Origin of the sequence: Kribbella sp. NPDC050241 (assembly GCF_044459685.1) — a bacterium.
Lineage (GTDB): Bacteria > Actinomycetota > Actinomycetes > Propionibacteriales > Kribbellaceae > Kribbella.
This window is the reverse complement of record NZ_JBITJE010000002.1, coordinates 1270122-1283815: the sequence shown is the minus strand read 5'-3', so window position 1 is coordinate 1283815 and position 13694 is coordinate 1270122. Positions and strand designations below refer to the sequence as shown.

12 protein-coding genes and 3 pseudogenes are annotated in these 13694 nt (G+C 68.6%); 2 read left to right on the top strand and 13 right to left on the bottom strand.

Annotated features, from left to right (window positions below):
* Nucleotides 1-12 precede the first annotated feature (12 nt).
* The 8 genes from ACIBG5_RS14075 to ACIBG5_RS14040 all read right to left on the bottom strand — a co-directional run bounded on the left by ACIBG5_RS14075 (nt 13) and on the right by ACIBG5_RS14040 (nt 7316).
* A complete protein-coding gene (locus ACIBG5_RS14075; RefSeq protein WP_396391926.1) occupies nt 13-675 on the bottom strand; it encodes an HAD-IA family hydrolase in 663 nt (220 codons plus the stop codon).
* A complete protein-coding gene (locus ACIBG5_RS14070) occupies nt 672-1724 on the bottom strand; it encodes an ABC transporter ATP-binding protein (protein ID WP_396391925.1) in 1053 nt (350 codons plus the stop codon). Before ACIBG5_RS14070 ends, ACIBG5_RS14075 begins: the two co-directional genes overlap by 4 nt.
* On the bottom strand, nt 1721-2563 hold the full coding sequence (locus ACIBG5_RS14065) for a carbohydrate ABC transporter permease (RefSeq protein ID WP_396391924.1): 843 nt from the start codon (nt 2561-2563) through the stop codon (nt 1721-1723). The genes ACIBG5_RS14070 and ACIBG5_RS14065 overlap by 4 nt, the downstream gene beginning before the upstream one ends.
* Complete coding sequence (locus ACIBG5_RS14060; protein WP_396391923.1) at nt 2556-3443, bottom strand: carbohydrate ABC transporter permease; 888 nt, start codon at nt 3441-3443, stop codon at nt 2556-2558. Before ACIBG5_RS14060 ends, ACIBG5_RS14065 begins: the two co-directional genes overlap by 8 nt.
* Complete coding sequence (locus ACIBG5_RS14055) at nt 3440-4744, bottom strand: extracellular solute-binding protein (RefSeq protein WP_396391922.1); 1305 nt, start codon at nt 4742-4744, stop codon at nt 3440-3442. The genes ACIBG5_RS14060 and ACIBG5_RS14055 overlap by 4 nt, the downstream gene beginning before the upstream one ends.
* Nucleotides 4741-5574 (bottom strand): MBL fold metallo-hydrolase, encoded by an 834-nt coding sequence (locus ACIBG5_RS14050; RefSeq protein ID WP_396391921.1) that lies wholly within the window; start codon nt 5572-5574, stop codon nt 4741-4743. The genes ACIBG5_RS14055 and ACIBG5_RS14050 overlap by 4 nt, the downstream gene beginning before the upstream one ends.
* A 116-nt stretch (nt 5575-5690) precedes the next feature.
* Nucleotides 5691-6590 carry a LysR family transcriptional regulator gene (locus ACIBG5_RS14045; RefSeq protein ID WP_396391920.1) on the bottom strand — a complete coding sequence of 300 codons (900 nt, stop codon included), beginning with the start codon at nt 6588-6590 and terminating at the stop codon, nt 5691-5693.
* A gap of 51 nt (nt 6591-6641) precedes the next feature.
* Nucleotides 6642-7316, bottom strand: a complete 675-nt coding sequence (locus ACIBG5_RS14040) for a hypothetical protein (RefSeq protein WP_396391919.1) — start codon at nt 7314-7316, stop codon at nt 6642-6644.
* Between the two features lie 738 nt (nt 7317-8054).
* Between ACIBG5_RS14040 and ACIBG5_RS14035 the strand changes: the two are divergent.
* Nucleotides 8055-8622: pseudogene (locus tag ACIBG5_RS14035) on the top strand (recombinase family protein).
* A gap of 73 nt (nt 8623-8695) precedes the next feature.
* Here ACIBG5_RS14035 and ACIBG5_RS14030 read toward each other — a convergent pair.
* Both ACIBG5_RS14030 and ACIBG5_RS14025 read right to left on the bottom strand, forming a co-directional pair.
* Nucleotides 8696-9199: a hypothetical protein gene (locus tag ACIBG5_RS14030; RefSeq protein ID WP_396391917.1), complete on the bottom strand. Its 504-nt coding sequence runs from the start codon at nt 9197-9199 to the stop codon at nt 8696-8698.
* Nucleotides 9200-9724: 525 nt separating this feature from the next.
* Nucleotides 9725-11452, bottom strand: a complete 1728-nt coding sequence (locus ACIBG5_RS14025) for a hypothetical protein (protein WP_396391916.1) — start codon at nt 11450-11452, stop codon at nt 9725-9727.
* Between the two features lie 553 nt (nt 11453-12005).
* Here ACIBG5_RS14025 and ACIBG5_RS14020 point away from each other — a divergent pair.
* A pseudogene (locus tag ACIBG5_RS14020) lies at nt 12006-12316 on the top strand (IS1380 family transposase); the annotation flags it as partial.
* Here the strand turns inward: ACIBG5_RS14020 and ACIBG5_RS14015 are convergent.
* From ACIBG5_RS14015 to ACIBG5_RS14005, 3 genes and pseudogenes are all read right to left on the bottom strand, one after another.
* Nucleotides 12300-12422: pseudogene (locus ACIBG5_RS14015) on the bottom strand (IS481 family transposase); the annotation flags it as partial. The pseudogenes ACIBG5_RS14020 and ACIBG5_RS14015 sit on opposite strands and share 17 nt — an antisense overlap.
* Before the next feature lie 569 nt (nt 12423-12991).
* Nucleotides 12992-13486: an SRPBCC domain-containing protein gene (locus tag ACIBG5_RS14010; RefSeq protein WP_396391915.1), complete on the bottom strand. Its 495-nt coding sequence runs from the start codon at nt 13484-13486 to the stop codon at nt 12992-12994.
* A 37-nt stretch (nt 13487-13523) separates the two neighbouring features.
* Complete coding sequence (locus ACIBG5_RS14005; protein ID WP_360451758.1) at nt 13524-13688, bottom strand: hypothetical protein; 165 nt, start codon at nt 13686-13688, stop codon at nt 13524-13526.
* Nucleotides 13689-13694: the final 6 nt, after the last annotated feature.

Genomic DNA, 13694 nt, shown 5'->3' with positions numbered 1-13694 from the left:
GTCTCGCAGGGGCTACGGCCAGCAGGAGGTGCTGGCTGTTGTGAATCGCAGCCGTCTGAGTTGCGCGATCGTGTCGGGAGTCGAGTGGTGGTGGATGGTCAGCCACCCGTGGTGTTCGGCGGCCGCACAGTTGGCGGGGTCGTCGTCGATGAGTAGTGTGCGCTGCCCGTCCGGTGCCGGCAGGACGGTGTCGGCGTACCGGAAGATCGCGGGGTCCGGTTTGGCTAGCTGGATCTCGTGGGATTTCACCGCCGCGGTGAAGACGTCCTGTCCGGCCAGCATGCGGGCGCGATGGGGTTCCCACTCGGCGACGCTGTTGGTGAGGAGTCCGACCGGTACGCCGTGACCGGCGATGCGCTGCAGTTCGTCGAGGAGAGCCTGGCCGACCGGCCGATCGGCGTACCAATACTCGTCCCAGCGACGCAGGTCGATGCGCGGCGTCGTCGACAGGCACGTGGTGAGCTGGTCGGCCCACTCGCGCTGGGACAGAATTCCCAGTTCGAGCGGGCCCAGTCCGCGCAGGCCGAGTCGGCCCGCCACCTGCTCGGCGGCCGCGGCCAGCTCGGGCCACGGGACACCGCTCGCGGCGGCGACCTGTTCTGCGGCCTGCGCCACAGGTGGCGTCAGTACGCCGCCGAAGTCGGACCACACGACGCCCACCGTCGTACCGCTCATGGCAGTCGAGTGCCGTCGGGGCCGAAGCGGTGCAGGCGTTCGGTCGGAACCGCGACGTGCGCGGTGTCGCCGGGCACGAGCCACCGCTCGCCCTCGCGCTGCACGAGCGCGAATCCGCCGTCCGGTCCGGTGCACCGCACGTGCTGCCCGTCGCCGGTGTACTCGCACGACTCGACGACGCCTTCGATCAGCAACGCATCGGCCGGTCCGGACTCCAGCTGACCGTCGGTGGGCCGCCAGCCGATCCGCAGGCCGTCCCGGTCGTGCAGGTTCATCGGCGGGAAGCCGAGGAACGCGGCGACGAACTCGCTGGCCGGACGCCGGTAGAGCTCGTCCGGGCTCCCACTCTGCGCGACGACACCGCGTTCCATCACGACGAGGTGGGTCGCCATCGAGAGCGCTTCCTGCTGGTCGTGCGTGACGAGGACGAGCGTCGTACCCAGTTCCCTGTGCAGGCGGGTGATCTCGCTGCGGGCCGACGCGCGCAGTTGCGGATCGAGCGCGGACAAGGGCTCGTCGAGCAGCAGGAGTGAGGGCCGGCGCACGATGGCCCGCGCGAGCGCTACGCGCTGGCGCTGACCGCCGCTGAGTTGGGCCGGACGCCGGGCCAGCAGGTCGTCGAGCCCGAGGAGTACGGCGACTTCGCCGACCCGGGTACGGATCTGCTGCCGCGTCGGCCCTGACCGCCGGTCGTGCCGGGCCTGGAGGCGGAGCCCGAACGAGATGTTGCCCTCGACGGTCATGTGCGGAAACAGGGCGTAGTCCTGGAACACCATCGCCACGTCACGCTCGCCGGGGGACCGTGTGGTCACCTCGTCGGCTCCGATCAGCAGTACGCCGCGGTCCGGAGCCTCGAGACCCGCGATCGTCCGCAGGATTGTCGACTTGCCGCATCCGGACGGCCCGACGATCACCGTCAGGGAGCCGGCCGGGACGGTGAGGTCGACGCCGTCCAGAGCGACGACAGCGCCGAAGGACCGGGTCACGCCGGCGAGTTCGACCTGGGCCGGGACGAACGTCGGCCGGGGCGGGGACGAGAGAATGGTCATCGCAGTCCTGAGGTGAGGAAGGCGTCGGTGATCCGGCGCGAGGCGGCGAAGTACACGACGACGATGGGCAGACTCGTCAGGGTGGCGGCGGCGAGCAGGCCGCCGTAGTTGATGCCCTCGGCCGTCTCGAACTGGGCGAGTCCGACCTGCACGGTGGTGTGCAGCGCGTCGGGAGTGATGAGCAACGGCCACAGGTACTCGTTCCAGGTGGTGATGAACACCAGGATGCCGAGCGCGGCAATCGCCGGCCGCAGGCCAGGCAGCACCACGTGCCACAGCACCTCGTGGGGGCGGGCGCCCTCCAGCCGCGCGGCAGCGGTCAGCGACGGCGGCAGCGCTTCCACGTGCTGCAGCATCACCAGAACGGCGAGCGCCGACGAACCGAGCTGCGGAACGATGAGTCCCGCCTCGGTGTTCAGCCAGCCGAGCCGAGCCGCGAGCAGGAACTGCGGAACGATCAGCGCCTGTGGTGGGATCGCGAGCGAGACCGTCGTGAGCAGGAGTACGACCGAGCGCGCCCGCCGCCGCGCGTGGGCGAGCGCGAAGGCCGCGAGTACGGCGATCACCAGTTGCCCGACGGCGACGCCGGTCGCCATCACCGCAGTGCGTCCGACCAGCTCGGCGGCCGGCCAGCGGGTCAGGACGTCGGTGTAGTTGGCGATCGTCGGATGAGCGCTGACCGGAGCGAGGTCGAACACCTCGTTCGCGGGCTTGAACGACGTCAGGATCGCCCACAGCAGTGGGAACACCGTCACCAGGGACAGCGTGACAAGTACGAGGTGCCACCCGGCCGCGGCGAGCGGAACGGTTCGGCGTGTGGTCCGGCGCAGGTCACTCATGCCGGCGTCCTCGTTGGACCAGCAGCACGGCTGCGCCGACGACGGCGAGCGCGACCAGAACGAGCATCGCGGCCGCCGAGGCCTGGCCGATCTGGAAGAAGCCGAAGCCGAGCGTGTAGATGCGGTAGTACACGGAGTCCGTCGTGTGGTCGGGGCCGCCCTGGGTGAGCACCGCGACGTTCGTGAAGGTCCATTGGCCGGCCAATACCAGGCTGAGCAGAGCAAGCACGATGGTCGGCCGGACCAGCTGTGGCAGGACGACGAACCGCATGGTCTCCCACGTGCTCGCCCGTTCGAGTCGGGCCGCTTCGAGCAGCCGCCGGTCGAGCCCCGACAGCGCAGCGCCGTACAGGAGCATGTTGAACGCCGTCACCCGGGCGGCCGTGATCACGACGATCGTGAGCAGTGCGGTCGACGGGGAGCCCAGGAGGTCGACCGGCGGAATGCCCACCGCTTCGAGCACCCTGGCCAGCAGGCCTTGCAGCGGATTGAGGAGGAAGCGCCACGCCACGGCCGCGGAGACGGGGGCGATCATGACCGGAAGGAAGAGCAGCGATCGGTAGACCAGCGCGGAGCGCCCGGGACGCATCCACAACATGGTCGCGATGCCGAGCGGTACGGCCGTTGCGAAAGGCAACAGCCCGAGCGCGTAGAGCACGGTCTGCACCGCGGAGCGAACGAAGTCGCGGTCGCCGAGCAGGGCGCGCAGGTTGTCGAGTCCGGACCAGCTCGGGGCGTCGGTGAGACGCCAGTCGGCGAAACTCAGTGCGAGGGTGACCAGCGCCGGCCCGTAGATCCACACCCCGAGCGCGACGAGCAGCGGGGCGAGGTAGCCCCACCCGCTGCGCGCGGTCGTACGAGTGGTCGCCTGAGTGCTCACTGACCGACCAGGTCGCGGATCCGGCCGGCCGTCGTGCCGAGGGTGGAGCGGACGTTTGCCCCGCGCAACACGATCGGCTCGATCGCGTCGTCCTGCATCATCACCACCGCCTGGTTGGCCCGCGGTCCGGAGAACGATTGGTACGGGCTGACCGCGGCGAGCTGTTTCAGCGGCGGAAGCAGCAGCTGGTGGTCCTCGAAGTACTTGCCCAGGTACTGCGGGTCGGCCACGATGTCGGCGCGCAGCGGCAGGTAGCCGAGGTCCTTGGTGATCATCGTGTATCCCTCCTTGCTGGTGAGGAACTTGACGAACTGCCACGCCGCCGCCTGCTTCGCGGAGTCCTTGCTGAGCACGATCAGGCCGGCACCGGAGAAGGTCGGTCGCGGGGCCGACGGGCCGAACGCCGGGAACCCGGTGCTGCGCAGCTCGAACTTGCCCTTGGCCGCCGCCTCGAGCTGACCGGACAGCGCCGTACTGACGACGAACATGCCGAGGTTGCCCTTCGCGAAGTCGCTCAGCGCGTCCTCCACCCGGACGGCGGGCTGGAGCCCCGAGGTGGTCAGGCCCTGGACGGCTTCGAGCCCCGCGACGGCCTGGTCGGAGTCGAGCGCCACCGAACCGTTCGCGCCGATCAGCGAGCCACCGGCCGAGTCGATCACCGACTGGGTGAGGTAGTCCGACTTGCCCGGGTCGACGATCCCGAAGTACACACCGTGGTGACCAGCGGCGACGATCGCCTTGGCGCCGGTGCGGACCTCATCGATCGTGGTCGGCGGGTGCGTCGGATCCAGGCCCGCGCTCTTGAACAGATCGGCGTTGTAGAACAGGGTCGGCACCGAGACGGTGTACGGCAGCGCACGGACCTCACCGTCGGAGGTCCCGGTCGTGAGGAAGCCTTGCTCGATGCCTTTGACCGACGAGTCCCAGTCGTTGCCGGCCACGGACTTCAGTGACTGCGTGGGCAGGGTCTCGAACGCTTCGGCGAGCTTGCTGTACCCGATCTGCACCACGTCCGGTGCCGCCCCGGCCGCGACGGCGGCCTTGGTCTTGGTGAGGACGTCGGCCGTCGCCACACCCTGCGGCTTCACCGTGATCTCGGGGTGCAGTTGCGCGAAGCGGTCCAGCAGAGCCTGGGTGCCGGTACCTGCCGCGCCCTGGGTTCCGTAGTTGTACGACGTGAAAGTGATGGTGGTGTGGCCGCCATCGGCCGAGCCGGACTGCTCCGCCGGCGAGCAGGCGATCAGGCCGAGCAGCGTGCCGGCCGCGAGGACTGCGGCGGACACGGTGTGAAGGCGCTTCATGCGGAGACCTTTCGAGTCGGTACGACGGGAATGCGGTGACCGGGATCGGCGATCCGGACCGGTCCCCCGAACTCGCCGGCGGCACGTTCGCGGTGCCACTCGAGTTGGAGTGGATCGGTCGAGGAGAAATGGGTGAGGACGAGTTCGGCGGCCCCGGCGTCGGCCGCGGCCCGGCCCGCATCACGCGAGCTGAGGTGCCCGTGGCCGCTGCGGTCGGATTCCCTCAGCGTGCTCTCGCTCAGCAAGAGTCCGGTGCCTGTGGCAAGGACCGGGAGAGCGTCGGTGACTCCGGTGTCGCCGGTGTAGACCAGGCTTGCCCGTTCGGACTCGACCCGGATACCGCAGTTCGGGGCGGCGTGGCGCAGCAGCTCGAACCGGACCGAGAGGTGGCCGACGGCAACTGTCTCGCCGGGCTCGTACTCATGGATGGCGAAGGCGACATCGAAGGCGCGATCGAGCAACGGATGGGTGGTCACCGGGAAGAGCCCGGCCAGCGACTCGAGCAAGCTGGTGGCTCCGCGGGGAACGAACAGCGGCGTACGCGGGACGGAGTCGTCGAGTTCGAGGTCCGCGCTCTCGTCGGTCCGCCGGATCCGGCGGCGGAGGAGCAGTTTGCCCAACGGCAGCAGGTCGTAGACGTGGTCGGAGTGCAGGTGGGTGATGGCGACGGCGTCGGGCAGGCTCGCCGGGCTGACGGTGCCGAGGCGCAGCGCCGTACCGGGGCCGGCGTCGAGTTGCAGCGTGATCTCGCCGTCGCGCACGAGGTAGCCGCTGCTCGCGTGGCCGCCGGCGGGCATGCCGGCCATGATGCCGAGGGGATGAAGGTCCATGAACCGCTCTCGATCCGGGACGCCCGGGGCGGCGTCGCGGACCCATGCTCGGACGGGTCTCGAGCCGCCATCAACGACCGATTCGTGATCGGCCGATCGGTCCGGCCGATCGGTGATCAGGCTTTACGCACGGTCTCGGCCAGGCGGACGAGTTGTGCGACCGTGCTGTTCACCAGAGGTTCATCGGCTGACTCGCTCCAGGCCACGTGAATTGGCAGACTCGGCTCGGCCGGGGCGAGCCGGAGCACGTGTACGCCGTTCGCCCGGTGCTGCTCCGCACGCGGCAGCGAGCAGAAGCCGATCGCGTCGCTGGTCTCCAGTTCGAGCAGGTAGCCCGACAGCTCGGTGGTGCTCGGCGTCCGCGGCAACTCGGTTCCGTAGCGGGCCGCCGTGGCCACGAGGGCCTCCTCGATCACCGTGCCACCGCCTTGGTATCCGGTCATCCTGGGGAAGCTGAGCACCTCGTCGTACCGCAGCCGCTCGCGCCCGGCCAGCGGGTGTCCCGGCCGGACGATCGCGACCACCGGTACGTCGAGCAGGTGTGCGCTGGTGACCCCCGGAACGACGACCGGCCCGTAGACGAGCGCGAGGTCGAGGTCACCGCGACGCAACGCCCGGAGCTGTTCCGGCGAACCCATCTCACGCAGCATCGTGGCCAGGCCCGGGTTCTGGGCGCGCAGGTCCTCGAGCAACGGGAGCAGCAACAGCCGGCTGGCCGGGTAGTTGGTGGCGATCCGCAGAGCGTCGTACCGGCCTGCCGCGACCTCACGGGCCCGATGTACGGCGTGGTCTGCCGCCGAGAGCACGCGCTCGGCCTCGGCGAGAAACACCTTGCCCGCCGGCGTCAGCCGTACCGTCCGCGAACTGCGGTCCACGAGCCGTACGCCAACATCACTCTCCAACCGCTGCAACTGCTGGCTCACCGACGCTTGCGCCAAAAACATCCGCTCCGCCGCCCGGCCGAAGTGCAGTTCCTCGGCGATCGCCCGAAAGATCTCCAGCTGCCGCAGCTCCATGGCCCCACGCAAACCGAACCACGTGAACAACAGGAAACCGGTCCGGCGGATCTAGGTCGTCGCGGCCGGGCGGGCTGGATGCGAAGGGGGCAGGCTCAGGACGGCACCGATGAGGAAGCACAGGGCGCCGAGTGAAGTGCACCAGTTCGCGGCGGCCAGGTCGAGTATCGAACCAGTGGACGGTACGACGAACGAGGCGATGGCCGAGATCCCGAACAGCACGCATCCGAGCAGATTCACGGCGGCCGCCGTACCTGCCCGATCCATCCGCCTCGGGAGGAGGCCCGGACCGGCCGTGACCCGGTAGGCCAGCGCGCCGGACACGAGAAAGCACGCCGAGCCGAAGACATCGGGCGTCCAGATCAGCCGGTTCTCCTGCTGCGTCGACAGGCTGTCCTGCATCGCGGAGTACGTACTGAGGTTGAACAGGAGAGTGCCGACGAACTGAACCGCCGCACTCCACCATGACGGGTCACGACCCCAGCGATGTCCGCGCCGGACGGTCCCCTCCCGCAGTTCCATGGCGGCGGCGAGGGTGAAGAAGATGGAGCCGACGAAGAAGACCACACTGTCGGCCGCGGCACCCACCAGCTGGACGAACCCGGGGAACGGCCCGATGAGGAAACACGCCGACCCCACCGCGAACCCCACGGAGATCGCGCGGTCCCAACCCACCCGGGTGGCCGGCCTCCGAACGGCAACCAGCGCGTGACCTATCACGTGCACACCACCCCCACCCGCCGACCGTAGAGCCGCGCCCGGAACGCGCGCTTCCCCCGGCAAGGATGACCTCAGCCAAGACCCTTCAGCAGCTCCCTCGCCATGACGATGCGCTGAACCTGGTTGGTGCCTTCGTAGAAATCGAATGACACCGAAAACACCGAACAGCCGGCTGCCGGAGGCGACGAGCTGCACGGCGGCGTCCGCGTACAAGGTGGTGAGACCGGCACGGTCGTCCGCCGGCGCCCACACCACCAGGTCCAGTACGTCGGCCTCCCACATCTCGGTGGCGTAGGCGGCGACCAAATGACTCTTCCCAGTACCGGGGAACCCAGACACCACCGCCGCTCGCCCGGCCAACCCTGCGGTGCCGAGAGCAGCCTGCTCAGGCACGCGCGCCTGAAACGAGGCGGGCCGGGCCAAACGCAAGCCCAGCCATAGCGGCAGCCTTTGCTCGGCGGGCCTGAGGCCGAGCCAGGGCCTTCGCCGTGAGCCGTCTTCCACCGCCGCTCACATTCGGCCACGGCGTCCGGACCGCCCAGCACCCACGCGATGGCCTCCACCGTGTCCCATCGCGACTTGGTCTTACCGGTCACGGCGTTTGACACCGTCGATATCCCGATAGTCGAGTACGTGGCGCCTTCCCTTTCTCGTACAGTCGCGAGTCATGACGATCTCCGCGAGTGTCCCCGGCGACGTGCCTGAGCTGCTCGCGGCCGAGCCCGCGGTGCTGACGGGGCCCGGATCGGGTACGCCAGGGTGTCGACGAACGGCCAGCTGCTCGGCCGGCAGTTGCACGCTCTGAACGAGGTTGGCTGCCTCAAGGTGTTCGCGGACAAGCAGTCCGGCCGCGACGCCGACCGCCTTGACCTGATCGCGTGCCTGGCGCACCTGCGCGCAGGCGACACCCTCGTCGTACCGAGACTCGACAGGCTGGCCCGATCGCTACATGACCTGGTCACGTTGGTCATCGACCTGCGGCGGCGCGGTATCGGGTTCCGATCGCTGCACGAGGCGATCGACACCCACCACCCCCGGCGGCCGGCTGGTGTTTCACATCTTCGCCGCGCTCGCCGAGTTCATCCGCGAGTTGATTGTCGAAGGCACCCACGAGGGACTGGCCTCGGCCAGGGCCCGCGGCGTCAAACTCGGTCGACCGCCGGCGATGACACCCGAGCAGGTCCGCTCGGCGCGCACGCTGCTGGCCCAGCCGGAGCACTCGGTGACCTCGATCGCCAAGCTGCTCGGCGTCAGCCGGTCCACGATCTACAAGTACGTCCCCGAACTCTCGGGAAGATCCGCCGCGGGATGAGCAGTGGTGGGCCGACACCAGGATCACAGATCGAATCCACACCGCGATGCTTGGACTGCGAGCCGGCTCGCAGTCAGTCTGCGCAGCACGCAAACCACCAGCCGGCCTCGCCGGGGACCGGGGTGTACGCGACCAGGTCGGTGGCCGTCTTCGGGTACAGGTCGTCGGGGTCGTAGAGCAGTTCCCACGACGTGGCGAACGGCGCACCATGCGTTGACGTGAAGACGGCGTAGCGGAGGTCGCGACTGGTGAAGTTCCCTCCCACGCGGTCGATCGGCGTAGCCGACTCCTCTAGAGCGGCAGTAACTCGGGCGTGGTCCGCCCCCGCGATGTCGTCGAAGGGGGCCGGGTCGCCGCTGGATCCGCCGCAGTACTCCGGGTCGCCGTCGATGAAGTCACCGCGGGGGTAGGTGAGGTTGGCACAATCGGGCTCGTCCATGACGTACTCGACCTGCAGGTCCTCGACCACGGGCAGGACCGTCGCCTCGAGACTCGCGACGTACTCGGCCTGTTCCACGTCCGACGGCAGATCGCCGCGGATCGCCCGCCAGGCGAGGAACCCCAGAACGGCAGCCACCACCACAACAACGGCAACGACGCGCCACCGATGCCTGGACGTGGCACCCGAAGACACCTCAAGCATGAGAACCCCCGCAACAGAAGGCCGCATGAAGAACTCTACGCCGACCTCCGCAGCTGCGGGTCGGCTGCGATCGCCGACGCCTAATCCAAGGTCGAACTCCGATGACACGGAGGGGCAGCATGAGCGAGGAACCGAGCGTTGCGACGGTGTCGTAGGACTCACGGGTGGGCGTGGGCTCAGTACCCCGACCTTCGATTCGAGGTCGGCAGCCTGCTCAACCTCGACCTGCGCCGACAACCACCTTGCCGGCGCGGTCGCCTGGAATGTACTGGTTCACACACCGGCCGACGACCTCCCCGTCGCCTTTGCCGAGATCTACCGCGTGCTGCCCCCGGAGGACTGCTCGCGCACTCGTTCAAGATCGGCGACGGCAGCAGCAAGCACGTCGAACCGATGCCTCCGGAACCATTGCGGAGATCGCCACTTGACTCCTACAACCCATCGAAGGTCTTACCGGCACTAGTGACTCGTTTCATGGCCCAGGCGTGGATGGTCTCGTTTTCCATCGCCACGGCGCGGGGCAGGGCGGCGGGCCGGCAGCGCCGTCAACGCGAGCGCGATCAGAACCGGAACATCGCCCAGCAAGTACCGGGAACGCCCCAGGAACAGCAGGGTGAAGGCCGCAATGCCCGCGATGGTCACGGCCATGAGCAGGACCTCCCGGCGACACCGCCCCCGCAGAAGTCCCCAGCCCGCAGCCATCAGGAGTACCACCCACAGAACCTGCGCGACGTGCACCCGGACGGCATAAGCCGCACCGTTCGGCGTGTTCACCGCCGCGACGAGATCCGACTGCCAGCCGTGCCGCAACGGCGGCACATCCATGTCCGTTCCCTCTCCCCTGGCCCAGAACATGCCATCTCCCCAAAGGAAGAGCATCTTGGACGCCATGAACCGCGCGGTCCCCACTGGCCCACGCCTGTCCCAGGCCTGCTCGATGTAGTGCCGGGAGATTCGGTTCTGCTCGTCGTGGGACTTGGCCCAGGTGCGCCGGTTGACCTCCCGGTCGAACCCGCCGTACGTCGGCTTCGCTGTCTCGGAGGTCTGGACGCGGACGCCAGCAGCCACATACATGAGCGGAGCAGCGGAAATTCCCCGTTTCAACGGGGGCAGGTCGGCCACCACCGTCGACGCGGCGGTAGCCAGCTGCACGGTGACGAAGAAAGCGGTCACCGACAAGGCGACGAAGGCCACGCCGGACGGGCGCGCTCGAAGCCGTGCAGAGCTCCTGCCCGCCAGGAGAAGCGCCAGCGCCGCGGCGACCAGACCCACGACAGGAAAGATCCTCAGAACGTAGCCGATGGCAAGAACCCCGCCAAAGGCGAGCGCGGCGACGATCCGCCCGGCCTTTCGGCCGGCTCGGGCCCAGTAAACGAACAGGAACACGGCCACCGGCGGGGCCCAGACCCCTGACACGTCCGTGTACGGCACGGAGACCCAGGGCGACAGGCCAATCAGGACGAACAGGGCGATCATCGCTGCGAGGGCACGACGAGGACCGGCCAGCATCCGAACGGTGGCGACCATGGCGAGTCCCGCCAACGCCAGGGACGCGGTGTTCATCAGCGCGAAAGTGGCCTCGTAGTCCAGCCCGATCCGCTCGCCCTGCCGGGCGAGCCGCCCCAGCGCCAGAACGGCGTGATTGTTCGGATATCTCGAGAAGTAATCGACCATGTACGTCGAGTACGTCTCCGGCGGACGGCCAGATGACGTCTTGATCAGCCGCGCGTCCCAGGTGGGGATGTAGGCCCCCCACCAGGCCACGAACCCGGTCGCCATCACCATGAGAGCGCCGACAATGCCGATGATCAGATTCCAGGCGCGGTCAGTGAACCGGGATTCCCGCCGTCGACCGCGGCACATCCATCCGGCGAAGGCAGCCGCCGACGCGGCGACTGCCAACAGCAACCACACTGGACTGTATTCGTTGTTCGACATTCGGGGCGCCACCAGAATGCCGGCGGACATCAGCAGCGCAACACCGCCGATCACCCGGCACGCCATCGACCCGATCCGCCCACAGCGCATGATGGCCCCCCAGTTTCGTCCCCGCGCCCCCCGCGCCCCCGCGCCCTGAAACGGAGCCGCGTGCTCCTTCGGCGCGGTCACGGTATCCGCGGTGCGGGAGGCCCCGACCTGCTTGATCTCCCTGATGTGCTCGGCACTGCTCCGGTGGTACGCGTCCATCCGATCGAGCAGCGGGCCCGCCGAGGGTTGGCGGCGCGCGGATGTCCGCCGGGCCTTCGGATTCTCCGCTGATGTCGGCGCCGGACTCTGTGGGTGTCGGTTGAGCCATTCCCCCGGGGTTTCCTGACCTGCGGTGCCGGTCGTCTCTGGCGCCGCGCCTGCGATCGGTGGGAGGCCGTCGACGCGCCCCGGTCCCCGTGGGAGCGGCAGGTCTGGCCCGGAAGGCCGGGGACACGCCGCGGCGCCAGGCAACAGCCTCGCTTACCATTCGACCCCCCACACGCTCGCCTCCCCAGCAGCGCAACGCAGTCCCCAGCACCATCCTCGGCCCTGGACCGATCGGGAACGCCTGCGGCGGGTTCGCTGAACGCTTCCCCGGACTCCGCTTCGCGACGTCGCTTCCCCGAGTTTCCGGCATAGACCTCAATACGTGGATATCACGGTCCTGCACTTGATGAAAAGAGTTGACCGGCCACTTCGCCGATGTCGCCAGAATTCCACCCGGCGATCGGTAGCGCGGTCGGTTTGCCGCCGGCCAACCAATCAATGTGCGAAGCAGGGATCTGGTTACGGCTAGTCCGGCGTCCGGGCCTGAACGTCTTGCTCGCGACGGTCAGCACCGGGCAGGCTGCGCCGGTGGTCGTGGCGCAGCGACTCCGCCGCGGCGCGTGTGAGTCAGCGCGAGGCGCGGAGCGCCTGGTCGCCGACGCGCTGGCGTCGGTGAAGAAACTCCGTACCAGCGGCTCCACGGTCAAGCCGCTGCTGCGGGCCGACTCGGCGTTCTACGGGCACCCGACGGTGTCGGCGGCGATCAGGGCGGGCGCGAACGTGTCGGTCACCGTCCGCCTCGATAGGCGTGTGAAAGCAGTCGGTTGATCCGGCAGCGGACCAGTACGGCGTGCACGGTCGAGGCCGGCATACCGAGACGCCCCGCGATCTGCAGCGGGCCGAGCCGAAGGTGCCACCGTAACCGACGGACAACAACCCTGCCTCCGCACAGCGCCGGACGAACTCGACGGCCATCTCCAGCCGACGTCCCTGCTGATCATCGCGCTTCCGGATCACCAGCAACATCAGCGCCACCGCACCGGCCTCTCGGACGGCGACCGGATCGACGATCTCATCCAACCGCGTGTCAGTAACCGCCCGCCGCGTTCCTGCGTCAGGGGCGTCGACCGCGACGATCCACGCCGGCCCGCGCGGAGCGTCGTACCCCGTTTCGAGCAGGAAGCCTGACGCGAGCGGCCCGAGATGCTCGGCGAGGGCGGCCTTGAACGCGGTGATCGCCTCGGGCCGGCCATGCTCGGCAAGCATCGTCCGCAGACTCTCCCGCTGATCCATCGCAACCATTGTGAAGGTGCCATCGGGATACGCGAGGGCATCGAGCATCGGTCCCATCAGAGCCTCCCCAGGCAGGTTCGCCCCCACCCTGTGGAATCGATGCCAGGATTGACCGTCGGGAACCTAGATGGCCATCCCTTCGGTGCCTCGACCGGGACCGGCGCCGACCATTGGTGGCACCGGTCTGTCCGTGTCAGGTCATGCCAGGCGGTCGGCTTTGAAGAACTCGTCCCGCGGAACGTCCGGCTTGTCGGCGGTTGCGGACTCGGGATTGCCCTTCCCTTTCTCGATCAGGTTGCGCAGGCTGTCGCGGATGAAGAAGGTCCACGCGCTGGAGCACACCTCGTAGCATTCGTAGTCCGGCACGAGGCCGAACTGGGTGAAGGACAGCGTGCAGGCGTCTCCGGCGGGCTCGAGCTCGAAGACCATCCGGTTACCGAGCCACTCGGTCTGGTCCTCGATGAATTCGAAGGCGTTCTCGAGGACGAGCCATTCGACCCGCTCGTCCGGTATGACGTCTGTGACCCGGATCCGCGTGCGGTGGAGACCGTGAACCTCGAAGCCGAACTCGTCGCCGCGGTGGCTCGTGGCTCCTTCGATCGCCTCGTTCCACCAGCTCCGGGTGTCGAGGATGGCGGCGAACACTTCGGCCGGAGTACGGTCGATCGTCGCGGTGGTGGTGAAGTCGCTCATGGTTCTCCTTGAGTCAGTTGGCGGTTGCCGCCAAGCGTCAGCGGGCGGCCTCGATGGCATCGTTGCCCTCGAGTGAGTTGGGTCGGCCGGCGCCGCTGACGAGGAGGTCGCGGAGGCTGCCGTAGATGTATTGGTCCCAGGCGTTGGAGCACACGTCGTAGCACTCGTGTCCGGGGTTGAGGCCGTCGTGGGTGAACCGCACCTCGGC